Consider the following 26,995-nt stretch of genomic DNA (forward strand, 5'->3'; position numbering starts at 1 on the left):
CCATGGCACTTTTCTTCCGACGGATTCGTCGCTCGCGGAAGAGGTTATATTGGATGTGCCGGAAATCGACCAGAAACGAAAATAAACTTTCCAAGACGCGAAATGCGAATGAGCAGCTCGCGTCCGACAAAGCTCCCTCGAACGGCCGCCAATCTCCGGCAGTACGACGCCGATTGCGCATTCCGCACCAGGAGTCTGGAGGATCCCGGAGAAATGCATCATAGAAGTCTAGGTCTGACGGGGTGATTTCGGCCAACAGCTTTCGATCGATGAAGAGCGCCCAGCAGTAAAACCTATGGACTTCCTTCTCATAGGCACGCTCCGTAGCATGGGTAGCAAATCCAGACAGCCACTGCAGTACAGTCCCCAGCTCCTGATACGCGCCATCATGTAAAGCGCGATCGACGGGATCGCAAGGATGCCCTGGTTGGCATAGAGTTCGGAGATCCCTCAGGGAAGAAGGAAACGGTGAGATGCTTAGCCCATCTTCTTGAGCGGCCATGTAAACTCCTGCGGCACGTATGCGTTGGACATCATCGCACGGGTCGAAGGCATTCGGCCGATAACAAAACTGTGGGCAGTAAGGGATGCAAATGAAAAAGTATGTTTGTTTTGGCGCGTATGAGCCGAAGAGCATTCGGACACGTATTTACGTCGCGATCAAACATAGTTTTGCGTCTTTCGACTGCTGTGTCGCCGAAGGCTAGTTAGGGGGAAATCGTGAATTTAACATAACGATTATTATTGCCACTGTTGGTATGTTCTGAAGTGTTGCGTGTGGGACGGCACGGAGACTTCAGATACCGCAACGGAAAAGTGCTTTTATGGTATCTTTCGCCGTTGCGTTTTGTTGTGGGTTTAGGTTTTATGTTCGTTCAGGTCAGCGCCGCCGCCGTGCCACGGGCGCTCCGGGGGGTTGCGCTGGTCGACAGCAACCACATGCCCAGGTACTGGGCCGCGGTCTGGCTGGTCATCGCGGGTGCGCAATGGGCAACGTCCACGCAGACCATGCGGCTGCGGTACATCGAGAACCTGTATGAGCATGCGGATCGGTCATTCAAAGCGAATGCGCTGGATGACGCGCTATCCGACCTTGACGATGCCCGGCTTGCGGACATTCTCGAGTCGTGGTTCGTGAGTCTGCGTAATCAGCCTGTTGCCACTCGCAGCAATGAGGACCGGTGGCAGACCGGACTGGCATTCGTGACATCGGTGGTCACATGGCTGTCGAAGTCGGCGGACGCGAAGATGCGACAGATCGAGGCGCGCATCCACCGACTATCAACGCTTTACCGTCAGCTTCACATTCGCCAAGGTGCCCGCAGCGAGACCGTTCGGTCGTTGCCCTCCAGCGTGGTCGAGAATCTCTATCAGATCCTGGATCCGGAATCGGATGCCAATCCCTTCCAGCGCGCGCACACCCGCTGGCGGGTCTTCATCGCCTTCGTGCTGATGCTGCATCAGGGTCTGCGCCGCGGCGAACTCTTGCTGCTGCCAGCAGACGCCATCAAGAGCAGCTATGACCGCGAACTTGGCCGGACAAGGTACTGGCTGAACGTCCGGCAAAACGAGTATGAAGAAGTTGGCAGCGACAGCCGTTACTCGAAACCCAGCATCAAAACGCTCCATTCGGTCAGGCAAATTCCCGTCAGCGACGCAACGGCGGGCCTGGTGCAGATCTATTGCGAAAATTACCGGGGCCGGCCTTCCCATTCGTTCATGTTAAGCGCCCAGACTGGCGGCCCTCTTTCCACAGAGTCGTTGACGAAGATCTTTACAACGATATCGAAAGCGTTGTCTACGGATGTGCTGCAGGAACTGCACGACCGCACCGGAAAGAAGTCGGTCACCTGCCACGACCTCCGGCACACCAGCGCCGTATTGCGGCTTCACCAGCTGCTGGAGCGAGGCGACTCGATGCCCGAAGCGCTGCAGAAACTGCGTACATTCTTCGGATGGTCGAAAGAGTCGGACATGCCGTCGCGCTATGCTAGGGCTGTCTTTGAAAGCCGACTCGCGAGCGTATGGAACGACGCATTCGACGATCGTGTGGCCTTGCTGCGCGCGCTGCCGCAGGGACGCTGATCATGCTGGAGGCCTTCCCATCCCGGCTTCGTGGGCAAGCCGAGCCATCGGTGCTCGAAAGCATGGTGGCGTCACTGCCGGAGCTACCGCCCGTTGTACGCTACTACGACGACTTCGACGACCAACTCCGCTCCATCCCGGCAGTCCGTCAGACAGATGTCTTCGGACTTCACATCAATGGTCGGATGTCCCGGCTCGACTTTGGCCGGTATCCTGCTGTCTACGGCGCTGTGCAGAAGCATCTACTGGTCTTCCTGTTGGGCGAAGACTTGCATATCTCGACCTGCTTCAATGTATTGATCGCAGCAATGCATCTCGATGTGCATGACGTCGACCGCGTTGTTGCAGCCGGCCCAACCCGCATATCAACGATATGGATGGCGCTGCGCGCCCGTCAGTTGCCGGTTCACGCCTATCGTTTCGTTAAGGCGGTTCTGCGGCTGCTATGCAGACATCGCCAGCACGGGTGGTCCGAGTCCTATCTGACCTATGTCAGCGCTGCCCTGCCCGGCCCCGCGTCGGACTCATATGCCGGTGTGCGGTCGGGCGATGTCTTCCTGAGTGCTGATGAAGAAGCCGTAATCGTTCGCTACCTGGACGAAACGTCGGACCTCGTGAGGGCCCGAGGCTGGTCAGGCATCGCGCACGACGAGCTTTGCGAGGCTGCGATGGTGCTCTGTTCCTATCAGTTCGCCATGCGCCCAATTCAGGTCGCGATGCTGACGATGCGTGATGTACGGGTCTGGCAGACAGAGCCCCGCGGCGAACCGGCCGTTCACCTCACGTTTCTCATGGTCAAGCAGCGGGGAAGGCTTCGAAAAAGGCCGATGGTCCGTCGTGTGAAACAGGAGTGGGCGGTGCTGTTCACGGCCCTGGTCGCCTATGCAGATTTGCAAGGTCGTGACGCGAGCGATCGCGTCTTCGACGTCAGTTCCAATCATGAGGCCGGCTCTCGCATCGCCCGCTGCATGGAACGCCTCATCGGGGACGGCGCTTGCGCGATGGACCTTCGTCATACGGCAGCCCAACGCCTCGTTGACGCTGGTGCAAGCCACGAAGAACTCGCCGAGTTCATGGGGCATTCCGATGTACGGACGGGGCTGGTGTACTTTGCGGCATCAGCCTCTCACGCGGAACGGGTCAACAGAGCACTCGGCGCGTCAGATATATACCGGCGGGTGGCAAAGATCGCGCACGATCGGTTCATCTCCCCGGAAGAACTCACCCAGCTCAAGGGAGAACAGCAGATCGCCGGCGTGCCTCACGGCATCCCGATCGCCGGCATCGGCGGCTGCACGTCGGGGCAACCAGCCTGCCCCTACAATCCGGTGACGTCGTGCTACGGGTGCAGGAAGTTTATGCCTTTGCACGACAAAACGATGCACGAGAGTGTGCTGGCCGCAATGCGTGAAGTGGTCTTGCTCTTCGAGCAGAGTTCTCGTGGTGATGCCCAATCGCCGGCCTACCTGCAACTGCAGCGCACGATCGCCGAAATACAGGCGGTCATCGACGAGTTGGAAGGCGAGCGCCGATGAACCCACACTACTCTGCCTTCATCGAGTTGGGCAAGGCACTCGTCCGTGAAAAGGGCCTGCACTGGGACATACCTCTGGACGAGGCAGGCACTGCTCGTGACGGTGTCGGCTGGAATCTGACGGCGGTTACCGGTGACGTGCCACCCCCAAACCACTACCTGCGAGATCTCGGCGCTGAGGCGAAGGCGCTGGCTATCGTCAATGCAGAGCGCGTCGAGCGTGGCCTGATGCCACTGCCCCGGCGAGCGCTGGCTGTCTCGTGGCAAGACCTGATTAAAGCAGCGGTGGCTGAACAGTTGCTGTTCAGGCGTAACACCACGCGGTATGTGGCACATAGCATCGCGCGTCCATTGCGGGTGCTCGCTACGTGCGTGGACAAGGCCCCGTGGCAGCTGACCGCCGACGATCTGCGTGCGGCTGTTCGTATTGCAACAGCATGTCAGGCGACCGGCAAACTGGGGGATCAGGTGGTCGGCATCGTCAAGACGGTGTTTGATGGTCAACACATTTGCGATGCGGGCCCATTGTACTCGTCGCTAGCTGTGCCGCGCATGCAAGTAAAAGGTACGAGCAAGGCAAAGCATACCTGGTCGCAGGATGAACTACGGGCCGACTTGGAGGCTCGCAAGCGCGGCGAACGCCTGCCTGAGCGCCGGGCGTTCTGGGAGCTGACCCGCATCGTGATGACCGAACGGCCACGCACGTTCATGGACGAGCTGCGATTCGCTGCAGTGCGCACTCTGATCGTGACCGGCATGCGTGCAGGGGAAGTTGCGTTGCTGCCGGCCGACTGGAAGCGTGAGCGGACGTATCTGGACTCGAAGGGTCGTCCAGCCGGTGAGTCCGGTGGCATCTCGACATCCTTGATGGTCCGCCACTTTGCGGAAAAGCAGCAGGACGCTGAAACGGACAGTCGCGTCCTGTTTGAAAGCGCTCAGCCGGTCCCGGAAATGTTCCGGGCGTTGCTGACAGAGACACTCGACCGTGTAGCCAAGCTCACAGAACCGCTCCGCGCGACGCTGAAACTGCAATGTGAGACGGAGCGACTATTGCCATGGTATCCGGTCGACAGTCTCGTACCTGTCATCGAGCTTTACACCCGTCTGGCAGGCAACCCGTTCTGGCTAGGCATTGAGCGAGATCCGTTCATAAAACGCTACCGCGATGGCCTCGATCCGTCAGTGTTTGATGAACTGTATGACCACCAGTGTGCGCTGTGGCGAAATGGCACACTGACCCTCGACATGTCTGTCTACGTGTTTGGGAATCGTCTGGTGAAGGCGATGCGTGAAGGCAAGACAAGCATGCGCTTCCGATACGCTAATGGCTCGCCGATCAGCCTTGTAAAGCGAATGGAGTGGCACGCTGCGTACTTGCACGTTGGCGAGCTCGAGGAGCATATGCGGTTCACGACGCCAACGAAGATATCCGACACCATGCGGCTTCCGCTGGCCACTGGGTTCGTTGGGCCCTGGGAGTTACTGTTCGTGCAGCCCAAACGGTCCGTGGCCGAGGAACGCGACGACGGGCTTTGCGATGTGACCCGCTACATGTCGGTCAACCGACCAGACCCTACGTTCATCGGACAGTCACTGGGTGACGCAAAGCAACTGCCGACGCTGTTTGAAAAGTACGGACAGACTGACGAAGACCGGGCCTTGAAGATCGAGGCACACATGCTGCGCCACATGCAGAACACCGAGCTGTTCCGGCTTGGCGTTGCCGACACGATCATCTCAAAGCGCTTCAACCGGCGCAGCGTTGCACAAAGCTATGAATACGACCATCGCAGCCTGGCGGAGGATCTTGACCAGATTGAAATTCCACAGGACGTCGAGATCCTCCTCGGCGAAAAAGCCGGCACGGTTGCCCGACTCATCAAGGGTGGCAAGGCAAGCGGTCCGATCGTCGATGCCTTCCGGCGCATCCAGAAAACGGAGGGCGACGCGGCCGCATACGAGTACCTGCGCGCCGAAGCGGACGGATTCCATGCCACCCCTTATGGGCACTGCCTGAACTCGTTCACGGTCGATCCGTGCGCCAAGCATCTGGAATGCTTTGCCGACTGTCGTCACCTCTCGGCCACTGACCTGCCGGAGCACAGGCGGAACCTGATCCGGCTCGAGGGTCAGCTCAAGCTCGCCGTGGAAACGATCAAGGCCCGCCCATCGATCAGCATTGGTTGGCAAAACCAGCTCGACCACGCGGAAAAACGGCTGACTGGCGTACAAGGGCTGCTCAAAACGCGGCCGGGCGACCGTCCCTTCCCCGACGGCATTGACCTCTCCTTGCCCCGACAACAGGGAATACTTGATGAATAAAGCCAATGAAGCGGCGTCGGCCGATGATGGGAAAATGCGCGAGATTCTTGAGCTGTTGCTGACCGACGACGAGGACATCTCGGCGCGCGCCGTCGCCCGGCTGCATCCGTCCATCAAGGCAGCGTCGTCGATCACCCGCAGCGAGTCACGCCGCAGGCTGCTTGCCGAGTATCAGCAGCGCCAAGCGGAATACCGGCGCTGGCGTGGCCGCGCTGCCAAGCGACCTGGCGCTGACATGGCCGCGACGCTTGCCGACAAGGACCTCAGGATTACGGAGCTTGAAGCCACCGTGCAATTGCTGACGGCTTCCCACCTCGCAATGCTACGTGCCGTTGGTGAGCTGGGCGGATTCAGCAAGTGGGCCAGATTCTACGAGCAGTATCGTGACGCCCGGGACAAGCTTGCAAAACTTGGCGCCCTACCCGAAGCGGCAATCGTCGCGATGCCTGAGAATCCTAAACGCCGGAACTAAGCGCGGCGACGCTGAATGCCATCCGGCGTGATACTGTCTGCATTGATGCTCGCAGCCACGAAATGGCTGCGGTTCCGCGGCGGAAGCCGTCTCTCTCCCGAAAGGAGCGTTCATGTCCTATTGCCCCTTCTTCCAGACCCTGCATGACGAAACCCGCCCTGTGGGCAACCTCGGCCGGGGAACACATTACTCCATCCTTCGGGCGCCGGTCTGGCATGACGAGCTTCTGAACCGGCTCGATCGCTGCGCATTCCTTGACCTCGCAGTCATCTGGGACGAGGACCATGACGATCGCGTGATCGACGCGCTCATGATGCTTTACGTCGGCGGCCTGCTCTCACCTGTGCGGTATATCGGGGAGCGCAAGGGTACGCTCTCTGTGTTGTTGGCTCCAAATGCAATGCGGACCTGGACCCCGAAGGCGCTGCAGCAGTATCGCGACGATATTGAGGATGTTTGCCAGTGCCTGGAAGATCCGTGGACGGCAAAAGTTGACTCCGTCGATGGGCGCGAGCACTCGATCATCCACAGTTCGGCCGAGAACGTCTCCATATATCTCCGCAACATCGACGTGCTGTGGGAACTGGGGGTCAAACCAAGGACGCGATAGTAGTCCCACGCCCAAGTGTGCAACGCGCAACACCGCAGCCGTCAGACTCCCGGCCTGGCGTGTCCTTCCGTTGCGCCTCCACACAAAGCTCAACGCAACGAAGACTGGTGCCACGGGCACGCAACACGTGCTAGCCAAAAAAGTGGGGGCCCTGTGGAAAATCCGTCCGTCTTCCGGCTGAAATACAACAAAATCTGAAAACCAAAACCAACGCAACACTAGGCCATAGGTGCCAAGAATGCTTTTGCCGGGTGTCACGGCCAAGTTGTAATGTCGTACCTGGGCTAGATTGAAATGTCGTATCTCACAGCCAAGCTGGAGCGCGACATGACACGACCGGACACTATCACCATGAGCCTGCGAGAACTGGACCGCTGCAAGATCATCGAGGCTGTCGTGCGGGACGGCCTGATGGTCTGGCGCGCCGCCGAGAAGCTCGGGCTCAGCCGGCGCCAGGTCGAGCGGCTGGCGCAGCGCTACCGGCTGGACGGCCCACAGGGTCTGGTATCCCGCCGCTGGGGCCACTCTGGTCACAACCAGCTCCCGCCGGGCGTCGAGGCGCGCGTGCGCGGCCTGATCCGTGACAGCTATGCCGACTTTGGCCCAACGCTCGCCGCCGAAAAGTTGCGCGAACGGCACGGCATCCACTTGGCCAAGGAGACGGTACGCAGGATCATGATCGACGCTGGCTTCTGGGTGCCACGCAGGCAACGGCCGCCCAGGATCTATCAACCGCGAAATCGCCGGTCCTGTCTGGGCGAGTTGGTGCAGATCGACGGCAGCGATCACGCCTGGTTCGAGGACCGGGCGCCGGCCTGCACGCTGCTGGTCTTCGTGGACGATGCCACGGGCCGCCTGCTGCAATTGCTGTTCGTGCCGACAGAGTCGACGCTGGCCTATTTCGCCGCCACGCGCGCTTACCTCGAGCGCCATGGCAAGCCCCAAGCGTTCTATTCCGACAAGGCTGGCGTCTTTCGGGTCAATGCGAAGGACAATGCCGAAGGCCGCGGCTATACACAGTTCGGCCGGGCGTTGTACGAGCTCAACATCGATATCCTCTGCGCCAACACAAGTCAGGCCAAGGGCCGTGTCGAACGGATGAACGGTACCCTGCAGGACCGTCTGGTCAAGGAACTGCGGCTGCACCGTATCAATTCGATGGAGGCGGCGAACAGGTTCGCGCCCATCTTCATGGCCGACTTCAACGCTCGCTTTGGCAAAACGCCGCGCAGTGAGTTCGATGCGCACCGGCCGTTGCGCGGCGATGAGAATCTGGCACGGATCTTCAGTTGGCGGGAGTGGCGCAAGGTATCACAGAGCCTGACGCTGCAGTACGCCAAGGTGTTGTACATGCTTGAGGATCTTCCCGAGCACCGGGGGTTGATCCACCACTATATCGAGGTCGCCGAGTATCCCGATGGGCATGTCGAGTTGTGGGCGAATGGCGGCCCCCTCCCCTACACCACTTACGATCGCTTTCCGGAGGTGGACCAGGGCGCGATCGTCGACAACAAGCGGCTGGGCCGGACACTGGCTATCGCCGCCGAGGTGCAGGCATTGCGTGACAATCGCCGCTTCGCAGCCCCCTCACGGACGCTGCACGGCGAGCCACCGCGGCCCGCCAAGGTGCCGCTGAACGTCAAGCGACAGCGATTGGTAAACCGGCTCGACCTCGAACAGGCGATGCGAAACCATCCTCTCTTTGCATCGAACGACGACTCAGTCGATGGCCCTCCCAGGCCGCCCACGACTTAGATGGCGCTTTCCGACCCTTTTCTGCCGTTCGAGCCATCGCGGCTCTACTGGCAGGTGCCGGAGCGGAACGGTCACCGCGTGTTACCACGCTAGACAAGCGATCGACCTAGCCCACATTTAGGTATCGTAGCTATTAGCCGGCCACGAGTCACTTTACTCGACACTTGTACCTCGATGGCGGGGAACGCGAGCATTCGCTGCTACCGGATGCTACTACGGCCGGTTACCCCCGTGTCGGCATCGAGACGAAGCGCGACGGTGTATGAATGACCTGCCTGACCTACACGAAGCTGTGGCCCGCGAGACCTGAAGGCATACGGCCATAGATCGTGCGCGGGATATGGGTCCTCATTCACGGTAAAGACGACCACGGATCGTGAACGTTGAATGCCTGCCTCTACGTCGGAAAGCTATCGGTATTGGGAAAATCTGTTCCTGACACCAGGAGTCGAACCTCATCGCCCTCCACGAAAACGGCGTCGGCGCCATTCGACATGAAGTCACGTACCGCGTCCCAGTCACCTTTGACTTCGCCCTTCGGAGTTGAAAAAGTCAACGTCTCGCCAATGCTGTAGACATAACGTGTGTAGCCTGAATCGTACAGCCCATCCTTGCCTTTCGGATAGGATTTGAACAGAACCTTGTTGTATTGCGGGTTAAGAAGACTCACAAACGCTTTCTCAGCATCCGCGACGATCTGTTTCTGCTGTTTTCCCGTCAACTGCTCCATCAACTCGACATCATCTTCCGGCTCGAAGGTCTGCACAAAGAGTGGTTCGACACGGAACAGGAACAGATAGATCTCGTCGGAAACTCTCGCGCCGGGCCCGCGCTGCTTCTCATTGCTCAGAATTCTCATACGGGCCTGATGCCCATTATCAATCAACCGCGAAAAGCTGTCGCCCTCCTTGGCAATGCCGACATAGAGCAGATCGTATTTTAGAAATTCGCGGAAGCGGTCGACGCCGGAGACGATGCTGTCGCCGTGAGCCCGGTGATAAAGCAATTGTTCGGTTGTTAGATGAAAGAGCATCTCGGCATCATCATCCGGTCCATCAGCAACGCCGACGCCTTTTTCATGCGGGTGAATAGTGAGAATGTGCTCGCCCTCAAGAGGGAGCTTGGCCAGATGCAGCGTCGCCGTGTCGACGAGATTTTCGCCGCATGAAACAGTGAAGGAAACGTCCGTTCCTGAGTTGGAAAAATTATCAAAAATGATCTCACGGCGTCCCGCGATCATGTAGAAATCACTTTGCCGAAGAAATTGTTCGATAGAAGGATCCTTCTCGGCCCAGATGGCTTCTTGAGAAGACAGCGGCGGATAGACCAGCTTGAGGTGTGACAGCTTAAACTTTTCCATGACTCCGAAACGCCAGACGAAAGCTTAGCCTTGTAGCACAGCCGCCGGGGGCCAACAAGCATCGCCGAGCGCAACGCTGTGACGGCGCCGATCGCGACCGGCTTCTGGAGTACAGAGTATTCGTAATCCCCGTGCAACTTTCTGGCGGTTGCGCTGTGACCGTTGCTGTGGGCTTCAAGAATAAAGACCCAGAGTTCCCGATGCGTAGCCTTTCTGAAACTTCCGCTACCATACATGTATAAGGGTATTTTTCAACTTGCATATCTGTTTGACCAGATTTGGTCGCCAGAAGAGGCTAGCCTTGTATCGTTTGGCATTGGCGATCTGTTCTTAAAGCGGCCACGCTCGGCACGATTTCAACACTTTTTCCTGATCCGACACCTGCTCAAAATTATCCACCATCGGTGAAGTGCGCTAGCAGTAGAATGCAGCCGTTCGACGCCATGACTTTGCGGGCGAGACTCCGAATGCCCGCCCTAACAAATAATCGAGCTTTTTCCTCCAGGAAAAAATGACAACAGAGAGATAATCGTATGGCCGCACATAACGAACATCACTATATTCCTAAGTTCTTACTCAAAGCCTGGCACAGCGGCGAAGACGAAAAGCTGTCACAGATGCGCTGGAGCCGCGGTCAAATTACCGAGAAACGCTACAAGGCAAAATCGGTGGCTAAAGAACGTCATCTATATTCGATGAAAAGACTCAGTGATCAGCCTAATCAAGAAATCGAGCCGAAGTTCATGAGTAGGCATATCGATGATCCTGCGGCATTGGTGCATAAGGCGATTCTTGCCAATGGGCTCCATGACATGTCTGAAGATCAGAAGATGACGTGGACGCTATTCTTAGTTTCCCTCGTGTATCGTGGTCCTGGTGCGATCGAACACGTGCGCGAGAGTGGCATTGATGCGCTTTATTCACAGTTCACAGACGAGGTGGAGGGTGCAGCTGGACCGACTGAATCGTCAAAGAGATTGTTCGACCTCTACCGGCAGCGCGATCCATCGTTGCAGGATTTTGGCACTTATGCTCTGCCCGAGTTAATCCAAACGTCCTCGTACAACAAGCTGTTTTTTGAGGCGGACTGGGGCATTCGCAGAATCGTCAAAACAAAGGAGATGCTTTTGGTTGGCGACCGGCCGCTAACATTGTTCGGCCCGGAGACGCGGCTCGACCTGATCTACCTGCCTCTTGCACCGGATGTCGCCTTCTTTGCGTCAAACTCTACACAAATGAAGCAGTGGGTCAATTCGCTGGGTGACTCCCAGTTTGTGAAGCAAATGAACAGAGGCATGGTCGAGCAAGCCAGCATGTACGTCTGGGGAAGCAATTTCGAGCACCGGAGACTGCTGGAACTGCGTCTGCATCGCACAAGGGCGGGTCGTGGCATCGGTATTGGACCTCGGCCGACACTATAGGATTTGTGCCCAGCGTTGGCCAGGGCCGATAAGCGCGTGGAGAATCGGGCGGGTTTCGGAGGTGACCGGCCCTTCGAGTGCCCACTGCGTGGCTCAAGCGAGTGGCAGAAAGTGGCCGGTAGCGGACTACGGCGGGAGTAAGATGCCAACATGCCCGCTGCAGCAATTCGATGTCTCAGTTCGGCCAGAAGCGGCCGGTCGATAGGAATGCGAAGAAACGCCTCGCTCGACAAAAAAAACGGATTGAACGACACTCGCGATGCACTTAACTAATCAGCTTACGTCTCCCATCGTCACAGACAAATGAATCTATCGCTCAATCGCATCATGCTCTACGTGAGAAACATCGATAACACCTGCCTTTTCTACGCGCGCTATTTTGGCTTCTCGGCTGAGTCGCACGACAGCGACCGAGTCGTGGAGTTGAAGTCTCCGCATGGAGGAGCGATTCTGATGGTTCATCAAGCTGCAAAGAGCGTCAAGACGGGACAAGCCTCTGTGAAGCTGGTTTTTGACGTGGAGGACGTCGAAGGCTTTAAGCAGCAGTGCTCCGCGCGCGGGCTTCAATTTGGTTCTACGCATAAGGCCGACGGCTATTGCTTCGCGAACGCAAAAGATCCAGACGGCAACTCCGTTTCGATTTCGAGCCGCGCGTTCGCCAACCGCTAAGCCTCGTCTGGCCCGTACGAGTGCAGATCTCGGGGTGCGAATGCGAAGATTTCCTGGGCTGGTACAAGGCCAATGTAGATATAGCACAGGACTTCGAGTGACTGCTTCCGGGATAGCCGTAAGACCGCTAAGGGTCGTTCTGCGACGGTCACGGCGTCGGACAACTTCGGCGGCCGGTCTCCCCGCCAGTAACTGGTAGCTACCAGCTATCCCTCGACGGCAGTTGCCGCGGCCAATCTGCATGCGCCCCACCCTGCATCCGGACTCGACCGCTACCGGCCAGCACCACCGCCTTACCGGAGACCCTTCAAAGACATGGCTCCGCCACAAACCGCACGCCCGTGCCGACATCTGAAAATAGCCAGCCCTACGACATTTGAGCAAAGCCTAGACACCGGGTTGTAAGGGCCAAAACAGAACGTCCGCTTCGGGGGTGCGGATGTTTCAGAAGGCCCTAGACAGTACGTGTCGCAGTTAAGACGGGGCGTCGCTCGGTATAGGACTGCCTGCGCTTCGTGCCTTTTGGAACCTAATGCCGATATGGATCGATAATAGCGCAGACGCTTCGACACATTGAGATCCGTGCTCTGGCAGTTGCTCGACTTCGCAACACGCATAGGGATCAGCCCGCTGCGGCACGACGGGTCTTACCCCTGGCTTGCAGGACAGCCCCTTCTTCGCGGAGGCGGTCCAGCACCCACTTCGTCCTGTCAGAGCAGGACATGTCTGCAGGCCGGTTTTCGATGTTCCGGATGGTTGCGAGCAAATGGGACTTGTTTTGCGTAAGGCGCTTTTGCATGTCCTCGATTTCGATGACTTTCCGCTTGAGAGCATCCAATAGCTCATCGTGCTGCCAGTTTCCCGAACCCAGCGGCAGCAGATGTCGAATCTGATCGAGCGAGAACCCGGCACTCTGCGCGCTGGCAATGATTTCCAGAGTCCATACCGCCTCCGGCGGGTAGTCGCGATAGCCATTCGCCTGGCGTTCGGCCGCCAGGATCAATCCGGCTGCCTCGTAAAAGCGAATGCGCGAGGCCGCCAGACCGCTGAGCTTCGCCAGTTCTCCAATTCTCATACTTCACCTGAGAAAGTATTGACATTAAGGTTCACTGCAATCGCTGCAGTGCGTGAAGTCTGGTCTTGCACGGCAGGTTAACCTGACTAGCGCCGTGTCCCCGGCCGCATTCCCTCCCCTCACCTCCCTGCCCGCAGAAGTTCCTCAAGGCCATGTCCGGAGGAACTCATACATCACGTCAGGAAAGGTGTTGACATTAAAGTTAACTTTAATCTTAAAGTTGGGCCACGATCAATATGAGGTGACCCTATGAACGTGTTCGACAAGTTGATCCTTCGTAATGGTTCAACCTTTCCGAACCGCATCGCCAAAGCCGCCATGGAAGAGAACATGGCGGACGCCGATCACGCGCCCTCGGATGCGCTGATGCGGCTGTACAAGGCTTGGGCGGATGGGGGTGCCGGCCTGCTGGTGACCGGCAATGTGATGGTGGACAGCCGAGCCATGACGGGGCCCGGCGGCGTCGTGCTGGAAGATGCCAGACACCTGGACCGGTTCAGGTGCTGGGCGCGGGTCGGCCGATCAAAAGGGGCGCAATTCTGGCTGCAGATCAATCATCCCGGACGCCAGATGCCTGCCAATCTGGGGCAGCTAACCTGGGCTCCCTCTGCCGTCTCAATGAACCTGGGCAACATGTCCAGGCACTTCAACACGCCGCAGGCGATGACGCAGGAGGTCATCGAGGACGTGATCCGACGCTTTGCCCGTACGGCGCAACTGGGCGAACAGGCAGGTTTCACAGGCGTCGAAATTCACGCGGCGCACGGCTATTTGCTGAGCCAATTCCTCTCGCCGTTGAGCAACCGAAGAACAGATGCGTGGGGTGGGCCGCTGGAGAACCGCGCTCGCCTGCTCCTTGAGATCGTCAAGGCCGTACGCGCCGTGGTTTCGCCCGGATTCGCAGTAGCCGTCAAGCTGAACTCTGCCGACTTCCAGCGCGGTGGCTTCACCGCGGATGATGCGCGCCAGGTTGTGAAAATGCTCAACGAGCTTGCCGTCGATTTGGTCGAGTTGTCGGGGGGAAGCTACGAGGCTCCCGCCATGCAGGGTGAAGCCCGCGACGGCAGCACGCTCGCTCACGAGGCCTACTTTATCGAGTTCGCCCACGACATCCGCGCAGTGGCGAGCATGCCGGTGATGGTCACAGGCGGTATCCGCCGTCGACCGGTGGCCGAGCAAGTGATCAGCAGCGGCGTGGACATGGTTGGCATCGGTACCGCCTTGGCCATCGACCCCAATCTGCCCTGCGACTGGCGTGCTGGCAAAAACAATGCGCCTGCGTTGCTGCCTATCAGTTGGAAGAACAAGCCGCTGGCCTCATTGGCCAACATGGCGGCAGTCAAGTTTCAACTGCGCAAGCTGAGCCGAGGCAAGGCCACGGATCCCAGGGTGTCACCGCTGCGTGCACTGATCCTGCAGCAGGTGTCCGACGCATGCCGAGTTCGCCAGTACCGGCGCTGGGTGGCTCAACCCAAAGCATCGTCCAAATGAAAATCAGCAATCTTGCAGTCACAGCAGGCGGAGTCATGAGTCTCCTCTTGAATCCTGCATGGGCCGATGACACATCGGAAACCAGGCAGACCGAAAGCACAACAATCGGCATCGCCGGCTATGACGTTCCTGTGGTGAAAGGCGGGCTGTATGACCGCTATCGTTCCAACCCTCCCTTATCTGTCATTGCGTCTGAAGCCCCGGACATTGATTTGAGCTGGTTCGAGGGGCTCAAGAAGGAAAAGGTGGATATTGGCTTCGAATCCTATTCGCCAAACTTCTACTACAAGAACAGCAGGGTAACGGTCATCTTCACAGCAGATTTGAACAGGCTTCGGGAATTGATGCCTGCGCAGGTCCTGGAGAGAGTTCAACCACTCCAGGTCTGGCCGGGCAGAGGACTTGTCGCACTCACTGCCTATGCCTATGACTATTGCGACAATGACAGCTACAACGAGATTGGTCTCTCCGTCATCACGAATCAGCCAGGCCGCTCCAGTTTTGGACCGTTCACCTTGATGAGTCAGGCGATGTTGAACGACTTTTGGGGCTACGTACTGAAACTGCCGGTCAATACCGAGCTCGCCAGGGTACGGGGGGTCGTTGGCTACAACCTGCCGAAATGGCTGACCGGCATCAACTACCGCGAGACCGACAAGTCAGTTGTCGTCGAGATCTTTGACAGTGAGACGGGCAAAGTGGATGTCACCCTGGAAACCAGGAAGCTGGCCAACCTTTCGAGCAAGATATCCATGGTGACCAATAGCTTTACCAATGTCGATCACCAAGGGCAATTGACCACGGGCCATGCAACTTCGCGTCAGCTCAGTCATGCCTCCAGCACGAGTGCGGAGGCGGTAAGCCTTGGTCTCACTCAAGGAAGTCTGTCAACGTTCATCAAGTCCCTGAACCTTGGCAAGATGGTCAAGTACGAATACGTACCCGGATTCCAAAGCGCGCTCTACTCCCCCAAGCCGCTGTGATCCTTTGTTGTCGTCGCGTCGACGCCGGTGGCCCCACACAGGCATGTGGAGGTGGCCACCGTCTTTTAACCTCCATCCGAGGCAGTCCCCCGCAGATGTTTCCGACTGTGCGTTGCACGTGCCGACGAACGGGCGAAACGCCGCCGGTTACCCGACTGTCGCGTACGGCAGCGTCTTTGGCGTTCGCACGATCACCTCGGGTTCGTCGCCCACAATGACCGTGTCGTCGAGCCTGAAACCGCCCAGGCCATACACGTACAGGCCCGGCTCGGAGGAATAGACCTCCCCTGCCAGCAGCGCGCGTGTATTGAAGGCCATGTCTTCCGGATACTCATGCAGCATCAGTCCCACCGCGTGGCCGGTCCGGTGGAAAACGAATTCGCCACACCCTGCAGCTTCGATCACGGCTTGCGCGGCCGCGTCCATATCGCAGACGCGCCTGCCCACGACCGCAGCAGCCACTGCCGCATCTGTCGCCTGCGCTGCCACGCGGTAGAACTTTGCCTGCTCGTCGGAAGGCTGCCCGCAGAACCACGTGCGCTCATTCTCGACATAGAGCCCGTTCAACCTGGGCAGCACCAGATTGACGATGGTGTCGCCCTTCGCAATACGCGCGCCGCAAGATGCGCCGTCGCCATGCGGGGAAGCCGACGCCGCGCCCGTCAGGGTCCAGCATTTCAGGATTTCGAAGTCCTCGCCCGGAAACCGCCTGGCCGCTTCTTCGACCATCAACGCCGCCATGGCGTGGTCCAACTCCTGGACCAGGCGACTAGGACGGATGTTCTCCCTGTACCTGTCCTGCACCCAATCGGTCAGGGCGGCCAGGGCCCGCATGTTCTGCAATTCCTCATCGTGCTTGACCCATCGCAGGCTGCGCATTTCGGCCGTGGCCGGGCGCAATGTCAACTCGGGAAGGTGGCGCTGCGCCCCAGCAAGAATCGGATGGATGACGTCCACAGCAATCCGCGACATGCCAAGCCCCTTCTGGCTCAGCAATCCCGCGACCACCTCTGGCAACTGAGATGGGAGCGCTAGCCGGTTCGTCACGCGGGGATGTTCGCTGTAGTAAGTCACATCGGAGAGCCAGACGGTGCCTTTCTCTGCAGCGAAGCGCATGTGGTTCGTGGAAAGCTCGTTCATCACGGCGAATGTCTCGCCATTGCGCGGCACGACAACAAAGACGGGCCGCTCCCACGGCCAGACGTCGAGCTGGAAGTTGGTGGCGTACTGAAAGAAATCTGGCGTACCGAAGACGAGGGCATCGACGCGCAGCCGGTCCATCAGGCGGCGCATCGCCGAAAGACGGTGTTCGTGTACAGCTTTCGAAAGATGAGGCATGGCGTGGCTCAGAGAGAGATGTTGAGGCGGCGAATGATGGGTCCCCAGGCGTCGGCGTCCCGCTTCATGTAACGTCTCACTTCAGAGGGCGGCCCCTTGATGGCATCCAGAAACTGGAATCCCAACTTCTCCTTGAATTGCGGATCGTCGAGGACGTGGTTGATGTCTGCGTTGATCTTCTGGATCAGTTCCGGCGGTGTTCCAGCCCGCGCCACAATCGCGTACCAGCCCGGTACCTCCACGTCGTAACCCAACTCCTTGAACGTCGGTACCGTCGGAAGCGCAGCCAGGCGCTTCTCACCGGTCACGGCCAGCGGCAGCAGCTTCTTGCCTGCGATGAACGGCTGTACGCCGGCCACCACATTCATCATCACGGGCGTTTGCCCGTTCATCAGGCTGGTCGATCCACCGGTCCCGTTGAACGGTACGTGCTGCATCTGGACGCCGGTGCGTTCGGCAACGAGTTCCATCGCCAGATGCGTGGAATTTCCGATGCCCCCCGATGCGAAGCTGATCTCTCCCGGGTGTGCCTTGGCCTGCCGTACGAAGTCCTGGAACGTCTGCACGTGCAGCGATGGAGAGGCGACGAAGACGAACGGCGAGTTGGCGAGCATCGCCACCCCGGTCAGATCTTTGGTCGGCGAGTACGGCAGTTTCGGATAGAGAAAGGGATTGAAACTGAGATTGGACACGCCGGCGAAGAACAGCGTGTAGCCGTCAGCCGGCTGTCCCAGCACGTACGAGATGGCCAACGTGCCATTGGCGCCCGGCTTGTTCTCGACCACTACGGGCTGCTTCCAGGCCTGCCCGAGCTTCTCGGCCAAGGCGCGAGCCAGTACGTCGTTGCCTGTCCCGCCAGCCTGCGGCACCACCAGCCGAATCGGCTTCGTTGGAAAACCCTGCGCGCAGGCCACTGCCGATAGCGCCAGTGAAGCCACTGCGGCCGCAGTCCATCTGAAAATTTGTTGCACGTTCATGTCCCACCTGAGTCGTCGTGTCGCCGCTACCCATAGCAACGATGGCGATAAATGTACCATGTGGTACACGATGCGACGAAATTGGGGTTTACGCGAAAGCGAGGAAGACGCGCGCGGGAAATGGGTGTGTAGCGGAGCCGATGTCGTAGCGCTACGCTCGATGGAGGCTCACTCCGAAGAATGCTGCCGGCAGGCAGCCTTCGCGTCGAAGATGAGCATCACGCCAGAGAGACTGGTGGCTTACTATTTTTTCTTCGTCGACCTGACGGGTGAAACCATCTTGCTCGCAAAATATTTAAGCGCGGCAGTGGTGCCCTGACGGTCGCCTGTTGTGATCAGATCGAGCAACAGACCTCGAATGGTTGCGACCTCGACACGCGCGAACAGCCGCGCCTCGTCCGCGTCGATCTTCATCACCTGCTGCAGTCGCTCGGCAATCACCGCCGTCCAACTGCCGATGACATCGTCAAGAAAGCCTTTGAAGCGCTCGCGATCCCGGATCGCTCTGCCATAGATCTCGAACAGCAACTGCATGATCGGCAGATAGTTCGACGCGGAATAGCGGTCCCATGCCGTCACCATGGCAGTCTCTGCGTCCAGCCCCTCGACCACCAATTTCTCGCGCGCTTGCTGCTCCGCATGGCGCACGCGGAACAGCAGCGCTTGCCAGAAGCCGTCCGCAGAGCCGAAGTAGTAGATCAGCATGCGATGGCTGGTATCGAGGGCATCTGCCACGCTTCGTAGCGAAAGGTCGCCGAGGCCGTTCTGGAGAACGTGGGCCGTTGCAGCGTCCAGCAATTGAAGGGCCTGCTCGCTGGTCGAGCGGTCAGTCGCCGAGCCCTTGGTTCTTGGCATGGCTGTCAGGAGAAGCGAGAAAGGCCAGAATGTACCACGCAGTACAACAACTAAGGCTCTCGGTTCAGCCCTTGCCGATGGCGTTCTCGAGCGTGGTCTCTTTCAACTGGGTCGGCACCGCTTTGTGCAACGTCTGGACAATTTCCGCTGTGGCCAAACCGCGTTTCGTGTTCTGCCCCCAGCTTTCTGCCTGCCGCTCCAGGTATCGCGGAGGGCTTTGGTCCGCTGGCGACGGTGCCAGACGGTGTCGCCCACTTAGCCGCGCTTGCTGGGATCACTTTCGTAGAGTTATCCTCTGTTACCCATGTCTTTAACTTGTCCACCTATGACGAGGACGTCTGAATACGTTGCCGAGTTAGCCACGCGAAGGCGCGGTCGTTGACAACAAGCGCCTCGGCCGGACGTTGGCTATTGCTGGGAAGGTGCAGGCTCTGCGCTACTACAGGCGCTGGCATGCCCCTCCCGAATGCTGGTTGGCAAGCCGCCCCGCCCTTCCAAGGTGCCGCTGAGCGTCAAGCGGCAGCGACTGGTGAATCGGCTCGACCTGGAGCGTGCGACGCAACACCATCCGCTTTTCGCCACGTCCAGCGAAGAGTCCGCAGAAGGCCCGCCGGGCGGCTGAACGGCGCACCACGGCGTTCTGCGACGGTCGCCCACCCCCTAGCACCCGGCATCCGGAGCTCATAACTGGTCGCTACCTATCCTCCGTGGTGCACAACCACCGCCCAACGTGTCCAATGCGGGACCACCTTCTCAGCCGTACGTATGCATGGTTGAATGCCGATAGGCCCGCCAACTGGAACTTCTCAATGACTGCCACCACGTTGATCAATAGCCCGCTGGAACTCGCGACCATCTTGATTCGTCACCATGGGATACATCGGGGTCTATGGGCACTGACGGTCAATTTTCACGTCCAGGGCACAAATTTCTGTGCAAGCGCCGGAGACGGCACTGCGTTCCCCGGGGCACTTCTAGCGGTGCAAGGCATTGGTATCCACGAGGTGGAAGTACCGGATGCCCTAACGGTCGATGCCGCTGCAGTCAATCCGACGCCCAGCAGCAAAGTGACCGTGGCTACGTAATCTAGGAGACGGTGGCGCTGCGCGCGGTGCGCGCACGAGCACCTTCAGATGACCAAGCAGACTAAATGATTGAACCTGGCACGCTCCTGGCCAGCGAGCGGTCGCTTGCCGGTCGAGAGCGGATGTTTGCGAGTCTCGCCCCATGCCAGGACCCTGTCCCGCTTCGGTTCGCAACGTGGCGCCGTCGCATCCCGTTGCGCACTTAGCAAAGGGAAAGCGGCCTGCAAAGTCGCGATTGATCCTTGGCATTGTGAAGCTAAAGCCGGCGCCCGCGAAAGGCGTGTTGCGAACGCGCTCGTTACGAATCGGAAGATCTGCCCGGTCTTTACGCCATGGGCGGAATTCACCTATTAGTGCGTCACGGCATATGTGGTTGTTACGAAACCGGGCAAAATTCCCGTGCTGACGGAAGCCGGTGACATCGGCGAAAGCGCGCCATTGGCGCCAATGGTGAATTGAGAAACTGTGTTGCTTCCATAGTTGGCCACATAGACATACTTGCCAGACGGATCCACAGTAACAGAATCAGGGACGTTGCCGACGCTGACGCGGGGCGTGGTCATTGGCACAAGTGAGCCGTCGGCGCCAATCGTATACTGAGAAACGGCATTGTCCGCTTCGTTTCCGACATAGGCGTACTTGCCAGTTGGGTCCACAGCGATGGACTTCGGGTTGATGCCGGTGCTGACACTGGCCGTTGCCATAGGCGAGAGCGCGCCGTCAGCGCCAATCGTGTACTGCGAAACGGTGTTCGCATTTTGGTTTGCCACATAGGCATATTTGCCCGTCGGATCGACGGTAACGAACCAAGGAAAAGTACTGGCATTGACGCTTGCCGTAGCCATCGGCGAGAGCGCGCCGTCCGCACCGATGGTGAACTGCGAAACGGTGTTATTCGAGTAGCAGGCCACGTAGGCATATTTGCCAGTTGGATCGATGGCCATTGTATTCGGGTTTCCACCGACGATGACGCTAGCTATTGCCATAGGCGAAAGCGCGCCGTCTGCACCAATCGTGTACTGCGAAACGCTGCGATTCACTTGGTTTGCCACATAGGCATACTTGCCAGACGGCTCCACGGTGACGGAAGCCGGCCTGTTGCCAGTACCAACAATGGCCGTAGCCATCGGCGAGAGCGCACCGTCGGCGCCGATCGTGAACTGCGAGATGGTGTTATCCAAGTAGTTCGCTACATAGGCATATTTGCCGGAAGTATCCACGGTGACCGAGGTCGGGTTGGCGCCAGCTCTGACGCTGCTCGTGGCCATGGGCGTCAGCGCGCCGTCGGCACCAATGGTGTACTGCGAGACAGTGCCATCGTTGTTTGTCACGTAGGCATAGGCGATGCGCGTGCACACCACGTTGATGTTGGTGATGTTGCTTGCGGCTACCGAGCCTGCCCCGTTGGATACGGCACAGGTCTGCCCCTTCGGCTGCGTACCCAAGCTGACGGCGTACCCGCTACCCGATGCTATGCTGGTCGAAAAGGCAAACGTATCGTTGGCGTTGACGGTCAGTGCGTCTCCGCCGTTGTTCAGCAGTGTCATCTGTGTACCACTGACCAGGCCAGAAATTGTGCCGCCCACAGAATAGATTGCAACGGGCTGCGCCGGGGTCGGCCCACTGGCCCCAGGTGGAGAGGGCAACGCCGGGGGAGCAGACACCTCGCCATCGCCATCTCCGCCGCAAGCGGCCAAGAGCACGCACAGCGACAAACCGAGCACTCCTGTAGGCCAACGGGCGGCGCATGTCCTGGTAAGACGATTTTTTGCTCGCATGACGCTTATTCCTTTTTCTTTTATTTGCCGTCAACTGCAAGCGCAAGCGCAGGCCGCATGGACCCGAACCGAATCTATTGAAAAGCTCCGCCCTTAGGCAATCACGCGATGTTACCAAGGCCGTGGAGATTTCCGCGTCCCCTGTTCGAGTGACAAATCCCGCCCCCAACTTGCCACGGCTTTCTCGGCAACAGTTCAGGGTTGTGTGAAACTGCCAGCCTATGACCGTAGGCCGGCCCACTTGAGTCGTCTATCCAGAACGCGCTGATTGCCGGAGGCAGCGGTCGGCGTCCACTGCTGGCTAATCGCCCCGTCAACCTGCACGGTGAACGCCATTATCCCGCTGTTAGAGCGGTGCCTCTAATATGTTTTTGTCCCTGCTCGCAATGGGGAAAAGCGGCGCCGTATCCACATCGCGACACCTATTTTGTAGCCCTTACATAACGTCAGAGCGTGATCTACCATCGCTGCCGCTACGTCATTGTAGTGAAAACAATACAAATAAAGGTAGATCTATGCTGTCCAAAATTAGTCGTGGAATCCGGCGCCCAAGGGTGTGCGCACCGCAAGCTTCTTCCATTACGCTGGCCGTCGCACTGCTGTTCCCGGTGAGCGCTTCGGCCGCCGAGTATTTCGCCGCGAGTCTTGCAGACATACAGGCGGCGGTCACGGCCGCCAATGCGGATGGCGACGCCAGCGCGATCATTCGTCTGACCGGGGACGTCACCATGCCCACTGGTGTCTGGAGCCTGGGCACACTTGCGAAACCGATCACCATCGATACCAATGGCTTTGTGCTGACAAAGACCGGGCCGCTTGGCAACTACAACACGTCAGCCACCAGTACGCTGACGCTCAATGGCACATATGCCGCTGCGGCCGGCACCACGTCCAACACCGCCATGCTGATCGGCGGGCTTGGCCTGGCAATCAACAACGGCACGGTGACGGGCGGCGATTCCACCGCCGCTGGAGTGTCTGGCGGGGCTGCCATTTCAGTGCTGCCTAACACGGACCTCATCAACAACGGCTCGATCAAAGGCGGCAATGCGACTGTTGCTGGCGCGAACGGTGCTGCCGGCGTCAATCTATCCGTCGGCGCGACACTGGCGAACTCGGCGACCGGGCTGATCGTGGGCGGCGACGGAATGGGCGGCTCAGCAGGCAACGGCGTGGCGTTCACCAACACTATTAATGGGAGTCTTGTCAATCAAGGCACCATTCGTGGCGGCACCGATCTTTCCGGTACTACACCTGGCGGCGCAGGCGTTCGGCTGACCCTCGGCACGGCAACCATACAAAACTCCGGGCTGATCGAAGGTGGTACGGGCAACGCCGCAATCATCTCCGGCTCCAGCACGGGAACGTTTACTGTCACGAACTCCGGCACCCTCCGTGCCGGTACCGGATACGCCAATGCCGTCGAGTTCGCCACGGGCACGGGCTCCCTCACGCTCGAACTACAAGCCGGTTCCAATATCGTTGGCAACGTCGTGGCCCATAGCGGCGCCGCCAACGACACCCTCCGCCTCGGCGGCGACACCAACAGCGTGTTCGATGTCTCCACCATCGGCGACACCGCGCAATACCGCTACTTCGACAACTTCACCAAGACCGGCGCCAGCACCTGGGCGCTGATCGGCGCGGGTACGGTCGCCGCACCGTGGACCGTCGATCAGGGCACGCTGCAGATCGGCAACGGTGGCACCAGCGGCAGCCTTGCTGGCGACGTGGTGGTCAACACCGGCGCCACCCTCGCCTTTAATCGTTCTGATGCCTATACGTATGGCGGCATCGTTTCGGGCGCGGGCGGTCTGGCACAGAACGGCACGGGCACCACGGTGCTGACGGCAGCCAGCACGTACACGGGTCCGACCACGATCAACCTCGGCACGCTGGCAGTCGATGGCTCGATCACCAGTCCTGTGACGGTCAACGCAGCCGGTACATTGTCGGGTGCTGGCACGATCTTTGGCGATGTCACGAACACGGGCACGGTCACGCCGGGCGGCGGCTCGGGCGTACTGACCATCGCTGGTAACTACATCGGCAATGGCGGTACGGTGCGCGTCAATACCGTGTTCGGTGGCGATACCTCGGCGACCGGACGATTGGTGGTGACGGGCGACACTTCGGGCACCAGCCAGATCCGCGCGGTCAACGTTGGCGGATCGGGCTCAACAACTAGCGATGGCATCAAGGTCATCGACGTGCAAGGCGCATCGAATGGCGCCTTCACGCTGGCGGGCGACTACACGTTCCAGGGCCAGCAAGCCGTGGTGGCCGGTGCCTACGCGTATCGCCTCTACAAGAACGGCGTGTCCACGCCGGCCGATGGCGACTGGTATCTGCGTTCGACGCTGGCCGATACGACGGTTGCCGGCAGCTCGGCTTCGACGTCAGCCGCTCCCCTGCTGGCACCGACCGTGCCGCTGTATGAAGCCTATTCGAGCGTGCTGCAACGCTTCAACGAACTGGGCACGCTGCAACAGCGCGTCGGCAACCGTTCGTGGTCGCCCAACGCTGCCGTTCAAGCCGAGCAGGACGCCGGCAAGCCGATCATCGGTCGCGGCGCCTGGGCGCGTGTGGAGGGTTCGAACACCCATATCGATCCGTCCACCAGCACGACCAGCGCGAGCTACAACGTCCGCATGTGGAAGTTCGAAGGCGGCGTGGATGCACCGGTCATCGAGAACGCGTCCGGCACGCTGGTCGTCGGCCCGACCTTCCACTACGGCATCGCCAACTCCAATGTCTCGTCGATGTTCGGCAATGGCGCGATCGATGCTACCGGCTACGGCTTCGGCGGTACGGCAACGTGGTACGGCAACAATGGTTCGTACGTCGATGCCCGCGCCACGCTGACGTGGTACGACACTGACATCCGCTCGTCCACGCTCTCGGCCAAGCTTGCCAACGGCAATCGCGGCAGCGGCGTCGCCACCAGCGTGGAAGCCGGTCACCAGCTCGCGCTGGGCGGCAACTGGTCTGTCACGCCGCAAGCGCAGCTCGCGTGGTCGCAGGTGCGCTTCGACGCGTTCACGGACCAGTACGGCGCCAATGTTTCGCGTGACAACGGCAACAGCCTTGTCTCGCGCCTGGGCGTTTCGCTGGATCACGAAACCAAGTGGACCGCCGCCAACGGCAAGACCAGCCGCTCGCATGTGTACGGCATCACCAACCTGTATTACGACTTCCTGCATGGTACGTCGGCACGCGTGGCCGACATCAGCGTGGTCAGCAAGGAACAGGCGCTGTGGGCCGGTCTGGGCGTGGGCGCGTCGCTGAACTGGGACGATGACCGCTACAGCGTCTACGGCGAGGTGCTGGCACGCACCAGCTTGCAAAACTTCGGCGACAGCAATGCGATTGGCGCCAAGCTGGGCGTGCGTCATCGCTGGTAAGGTCTAAGGTAACTATGGCCGGGCGGCCTTACGGAGGTATGCCCGGCCACATGGCCGCGAGGGGATCGCTTATGGCACACAGGGTACTGCACCTAGGCGCCGCCTGACCGCAAAGTCAACGGACATGCCCGTTGTGTGCCACCACCATATGGGCGGGGTTGCAACAAAGCCGATTGCCACATTCCAACCGGATTGTCCGACGGCCCGGAATCGGGCCGACAATATCCAGATAGGCGACTCGATGCGCCAACAAGGGGCGGCCAATCATGATTTGGCCATAGCCAGGACCGAAGCGAGCACCTTGCCATTCCCAACAGGAATCGACATTCTTTAACTCTACTTTGGTCCAAAAGCGTAATAGGTCAGAGCTCTTGGTAAGAAATTTGCCGCAGCCGAAGGGAAACGTCTCTTCGCCCATCACCCAATCCTGCGGTGGAAATGAAAACCTTGAGCGCAACGGCATGATCGTAAGCCTGTGCGCGCAACAGCCACAAACGACAGAAGAGGCATTTAAAAACTTTAAGGTGCGATGAAGAGCGTCACTTTACACGACCAGTCGGGCAATTCGTCCAGCCAATGCAAGCCTCCACGCAAACGGCGCGTAGACGGATGCAAGCGATTATTCGCTAAGGCCTCGTCACTGACCGTTCTGGTGGTACTCCACCGACTGCCGTTGGCAAACGCTTAATCGCCCCCACGATCGGCTAGATCTGCGCCGACCAGTTGAATCCACAACGCATCTTGCCATGTCGAGGCTGTATCCGGCCAACGGGATGGGAAGAAGGTACTCAGGAATAATCAAGACAGTCAGCGTTCGTCCGTGCCGCGCGCCCCCTTAAGTCGCTGGAGAAACCAGCGGCCCGCAGGGCCTGGCGGCGTGTCTTTCCGATATACCGCGAACATGGCAATTGGCGGGGTGTGGGGTTGAAAGGCTTCCATGCGTAACGTTACGAGAGTGCCAGCATCCAGGTCAGTCTGGACCATGGCCTTCGGCATATGGCCCCAGCCGAAGCCGGCACGCAAGAACGCGTGCTTTGCGCCCAGATCGGCAAGCCGCCAGATCTGCGGCGAGAAGACACCGAATGTCTTACCTTCTGTCAGTGTCGTGCGATCAGTAAGTACCAACTGCACATGATCCGTCAAATCGCGTGGCCGAATGAGTCCCTTGAGGGACGCTAACGGGTGTGACGGCGCCGCGACCGTGACCATGGGTACATCCAACAGCTTTTCCCCCTCCAACAATTCCGGCACCGCCGGCATCGAGCCGCTGATGCCGAGCCGGCACACTTGTCCCAGGACAGGTTGCATGACTGCCCCAAGGGCTTCAACGTAGAGTCGAAGCGGAGTGTGGGGAAATGCCTCCCGGAATGCACCGACGGTATCGGTCAGCGACGCCATGGGGTACATGACGTCCACGACGACCGACAGTTCGGGCTCCAGTCCGTCGGCAATGGCTCGCGCTTTCGATTTGAATCCATCCATGCCGCTCACAACCAGGCGCGCCTGCGCCAGCAGCGCTGTCCCTTCTTCGGTCAGCCGCGGGTAGCGGCCGTCGCGATCGAAGAGCTGGACACCGATCTGCCCTTCCAGGTTGGCCAGAGTATGGCTGACCACGGATTGAGCACGCCTGAGCTTGCGGCCGGCAGCGGAAAAGCTGCCTTCGTCAGCAGCGGCGATGAAAGTGCGGAGCTGGTCCAACGAGAGTGCGTCGAGCATATATCTAACAGATAGATGGATATCATCTAGAAATATAGGCTTCATGGATAGGTGTCAAGCCCCTA

Annotated in this window: 21 protein-coding genes; 13 read left to right on the forward strand and 8 right to left on the reverse strand. The window is 59.2% G+C overall.

Annotation, left to right across the window (positions count from 1 at the left end):
• The first annotated feature begins 867 nt into the window (after positions 1-867).
• From GA566_RS27650 to GA566_RS27675, 6 genes are all read left to right on the forward strand, one after another.
• On the forward strand, positions 868-2,085 hold the full coding sequence (locus GA566_RS27650) for a tyrosine-type recombinase/integrase (protein ID WP_008648470.1): 1,218 nt from the start codon (positions 868-870) through the stop codon (positions 2,083-2,085).
• Entirely contained in the window at positions 2,025-3,620 is a 1,596-nt protein-coding gene (locus GA566_RS27655; RefSeq protein ID WP_237380096.1) for a site-specific integrase, read from the forward strand. Before GA566_RS27650 ends, GA566_RS27655 begins: the two co-directional genes overlap by 61 nt.
• A gap of 26 nt (positions 3,621-3,646) precedes the next feature.
• Positions 3,647-5,941, forward strand: a complete 2,295-nt coding sequence (locus tag GA566_RS27660) for a hypothetical protein (protein WP_237380094.1) — start codon at positions 3,647-3,649, stop codon at positions 5,939-5,941.
• Complete coding sequence (locus GA566_RS27665) at positions 5,934-6,413, forward strand: hypothetical protein (protein ID WP_008648465.1); 480 nt, start codon at positions 5,934-5,936, stop codon at positions 6,411-6,413. The genes GA566_RS27660 and GA566_RS27665 overlap by 8 nt, the downstream gene beginning before the upstream one ends.
• A 112-nt stretch (positions 6,414-6,525) precedes the next feature.
• The gene (locus GA566_RS27670; RefSeq protein ID WP_008648464.1) at positions 6,526-7,023 is read left to right on the forward strand and encodes a hypothetical protein; all 498 of its coding nucleotides are present in this window, start codon (positions 6,526-6,528) and stop codon (positions 7,021-7,023) included.
• A 327-nt stretch (positions 7,024-7,350) separates the two neighbouring features.
• On the forward strand, positions 7,351-8,778 hold the full coding sequence (locus GA566_RS27675) for an ISNCY family transposase (protein WP_237380874.1): 1,428 nt from the start codon (positions 7,351-7,353) through the stop codon (positions 8,776-8,778).
• A gap of 397 nt (positions 8,779-9,175) precedes the next feature.
• On the opposite strand, the gene GA566_RS27680 is transcribed toward GA566_RS27675, so the two are convergent.
• Positions 9,176-10,138, reverse strand: coding sequence for a hypothetical protein (locus GA566_RS27680; RefSeq protein ID WP_160474784.1), 963 nt, complete (start codon positions 10,136-10,138; stop codon positions 9,176-9,178).
• A 533-nt stretch (positions 10,139-10,671) separates the two neighbouring features.
• On the opposite strand from GA566_RS27680, the gene GA566_RS27685 reads away from it, so the two are divergent.
• Both GA566_RS27685 and GA566_RS27690 read left to right on the forward strand, forming a co-directional pair.
• Positions 10,672-11,559, forward strand: coding sequence for a DUF4238 domain-containing protein (locus tag GA566_RS27685; RefSeq protein ID WP_160474785.1), 888 nt, complete (start codon positions 10,672-10,674; stop codon positions 11,557-11,559).
• 303 nt (positions 11,560-11,862) lie between these two features.
• Entirely contained in the window at positions 11,863-12,228 is a 366-nt protein-coding gene (locus GA566_RS27690; protein WP_160474786.1) for a VOC family protein, read from the forward strand.
• A 622-nt stretch (positions 12,229-12,850) separates the two neighbouring features.
• Here the strand turns inward: GA566_RS27690 and GA566_RS27695 are convergent.
• The gene (locus tag GA566_RS27695) at positions 12,851-13,303 is read right to left on the reverse strand and encodes a MerR family transcriptional regulator (protein ID WP_160474787.1); all 453 of its coding nucleotides are present in this window, start codon (positions 13,301-13,303) and stop codon (positions 12,851-12,853) included.
• A gap of 249 nt (positions 13,304-13,552) precedes the next feature.
• Here GA566_RS27695 and GA566_RS27700 point away from each other — a divergent pair, with 249 nt between their 5' ends.
• Complete coding sequence (locus tag GA566_RS27700) at positions 13,553-14,794, forward strand: NADH:flavin oxidoreductase/NADH oxidase family protein (RefSeq protein WP_160474788.1); 1,242 nt, start codon at positions 13,553-13,555, stop codon at positions 14,792-14,794.
• Entirely contained in the window at positions 14,791-15,777 is a 987-nt protein-coding gene (locus GA566_RS27705) for an acetoacetate decarboxylase (ADC) (RefSeq protein ID WP_160474789.1), read from the forward strand. The genes GA566_RS27700 and GA566_RS27705 overlap by 4 nt, the downstream gene beginning before the upstream one ends.
• 147 nt (positions 15,778-15,924) lie before the next feature.
• On the opposite strand, the gene GA566_RS27710 is transcribed toward GA566_RS27705, so the two are convergent.
• The 3 genes from GA566_RS27710 to GA566_RS27720 form a co-directional block, all read right to left on the reverse strand.
• Positions 15,925-17,115, reverse strand: a complete 1,191-nt coding sequence (locus GA566_RS27710; protein ID WP_160474790.1) for a M24 family metallopeptidase — start codon at positions 17,113-17,115, stop codon at positions 15,925-15,927.
• A gap of 8 nt (positions 17,116-17,123) precedes the next feature.
• Positions 17,124-18,092 carry a tripartite tricarboxylate transporter substrate binding protein gene (locus tag GA566_RS27715; RefSeq protein WP_160474791.1) on the reverse strand — a complete coding sequence of 323 codons (969 nt, stop codon included), beginning with the start codon at positions 18,090-18,092 and terminating at the stop codon, positions 17,124-17,126.
• A 243-nt stretch (positions 18,093-18,335) separates the two neighbouring features.
• Positions 18,336-18,947, reverse strand: coding sequence for a TetR/AcrR family transcriptional regulator (locus GA566_RS27720; RefSeq protein ID WP_160474792.1), 612 nt, complete (start codon positions 18,945-18,947; stop codon positions 18,336-18,338).
• 466 nt (positions 18,948-19,413) lie between these two features.
• On the opposite strand from GA566_RS27720, the gene GA566_RS33040 reads away from it, so the two are divergent.
• Positions 19,414-19,569: a hypothetical protein gene (locus GA566_RS33040; protein ID WP_202126970.1), complete on the forward strand. Its 156-nt coding sequence runs from the start codon at positions 19,414-19,416 to the stop codon at positions 19,567-19,569.
• A 187-nt stretch (positions 19,570-19,756) separates the two neighbouring features.
• Positions 19,757-20,032, forward strand: a complete 276-nt coding sequence (locus GA566_RS27730; RefSeq protein WP_160474793.1) for a hypothetical protein — start codon at positions 19,757-19,759, stop codon at positions 20,030-20,032.
• A gap of 350 nt (positions 20,033-20,382) precedes the next feature.
• Here the strand turns inward: GA566_RS27730 and GA566_RS27735 are convergent, their stop codons facing one another.
• Positions 20,383-21,579, reverse strand: coding sequence for a beta-propeller fold lactonase family protein (locus tag GA566_RS27735; protein ID WP_160474794.1), 1,197 nt, complete (start codon positions 21,577-21,579; stop codon positions 20,383-20,385).
• A gap of 785 nt (positions 21,580-22,364) precedes the next feature.
• Here GA566_RS27735 and GA566_RS27740 point away from each other — a divergent pair.
• Entirely contained in the window at positions 22,365-25,214 is a 2,850-nt protein-coding gene (locus GA566_RS27740) for an autotransporter outer membrane beta-barrel domain-containing protein (RefSeq protein ID WP_202126971.1), read from the forward strand.
• 115 nt (positions 25,215-25,329) lie between these two features.
• Here the strand turns inward: GA566_RS27740 and GA566_RS27745 are convergent, their stop codons facing one another.
• Together GA566_RS27745 and GA566_RS27750 are read right to left on the reverse strand one after the other, a co-directional pair.
• A complete protein-coding gene (locus GA566_RS27745; protein ID WP_160474795.1) occupies positions 25,330-25,632 on the reverse strand; it encodes an HNH endonuclease in 303 nt (100 codons plus the stop codon).
• Positions 25,633-26,021: 389 nt separating this feature from the next.
• Entirely contained in the window at positions 26,022-26,930 is a 909-nt protein-coding gene (locus tag GA566_RS27750; RefSeq protein ID WP_160474796.1) for a LysR family transcriptional regulator, read from the reverse strand.
• Positions 26,931-26,995 lie beyond the last annotated feature (65 nt).

This window comes from Cupriavidus sp. SW-Y-13, assembly GCF_009793345.1.
Classification (GTDB): Bacteria; Pseudomonadota; Gammaproteobacteria; order Burkholderiales; family Burkholderiaceae; genus Cupriavidus.

Bases quoted from the DNA above. Each gene is read 5' to 3' on its own strand.
- GA566_RS27680 (WP_160474784.1), bottom strand. From the start codon at position 10,138: ATGGAAAAGTTTAAGCTGTCACACCTCAAGCTGGTCTATCCGCCGCTG.
- GA566_RS27745 (WP_160474795.1), bottom strand. From the start codon at position 25,632: ATGGGCGAAGAGACGTTTCCCTTCGGCTGCGGCAAATTTCTTACCAAG.
- GA566_RS27705 (WP_160474789.1), top strand. From the start codon at position 14,791: ATGAAAATCAGCAATCTTGCAGTCACAGCAGGCGGAGTCATGAGTCTC.
- GA566_RS27715 (WP_160474791.1), bottom strand. From the start codon at position 18,092: ATGAACGTGCAACAAATTTTCAGATGGACTGCGGCCGCAGTGGCTTCA.
- GA566_RS27700 (WP_160474788.1), top strand. From the start codon at position 13,553: ATGAACGTGTTCGACAAGTTGATCCTTCGTAATGGTTCAACCTTTCCG.
- GA566_RS27655 (WP_237380096.1), top strand. From the start codon at position 2,025: ATGGAACGACGCATTCGACGATCGTGTGGCCTTGCTGCGCGCGCTGCC.
- GA566_RS27730 (WP_160474793.1), top strand. From the start codon at position 19,757: ATGACTGCCACCACGTTGATCAATAGCCCGCTGGAACTCGCGACCATC.
- GA566_RS27685 (WP_160474785.1), top strand. From the start codon at position 10,672: ATGGCCGCACATAACGAACATCACTATATTCCTAAGTTCTTACTCAAA.
- GA566_RS27675 (WP_237380874.1), top strand. From the start codon at position 7,351: ATGACACGACCGGACACTATCACCATGAGCCTGCGAGAACTGGACCGC.
- GA566_RS27735 (WP_160474794.1), bottom strand. From the start codon at position 21,579: ATGACACTGCTGAACAACGGCGGAGACGCACTGACCGTCAACGCCAAC.
- GA566_RS27695 (WP_160474787.1), bottom strand. From the start codon at position 13,303: ATGAGAATTGGAGAACTGGCGAAGCTCAGCGGTCTGGCGGCCTCGCGC.
- GA566_RS27650 (WP_008648470.1), top strand. From the start codon at position 868: ATGTTCGTTCAGGTCAGCGCCGCCGCCGTGCCACGGGCGCTCCGGGGG.
- GA566_RS27710 (WP_160474790.1), bottom strand. From the start codon at position 17,115: ATGCCTCATCTTTCGAAAGCTGTACACGAACACCGTCTTTCGGCGATG.
- GA566_RS27670 (WP_008648464.1), top strand. From the start codon at position 6,526: ATGTCCTATTGCCCCTTCTTCCAGACCCTGCATGACGAAACCCGCCCT.
- GA566_RS27720 (WP_160474792.1), bottom strand. From the start codon at position 18,947: ATGCCAAGAACCAAGGGCTCGGCGACTGACCGCTCGACCAGCGAGCAG.
- GA566_RS27690 (WP_160474786.1), top strand. From the start codon at position 11,863: ATGAATCTATCGCTCAATCGCATCATGCTCTACGTGAGAAACATCGAT.
- GA566_RS27665 (WP_008648465.1), top strand. From the start codon at position 5,934: ATGAATAAAGCCAATGAAGCGGCGTCGGCCGATGATGGGAAAATGCGC.
- GA566_RS33040 (WP_202126970.1), top strand. From the start codon at position 19,414: ATGCTGGTTGGCAAGCCGCCCCGCCCTTCCAAGGTGCCGCTGAGCGTC.
- GA566_RS27750 (WP_160474796.1), bottom strand. From the start codon at position 26,930: ATGCTCGACGCACTCTCGTTGGACCAGCTCCGCACTTTCATCGCCGCT.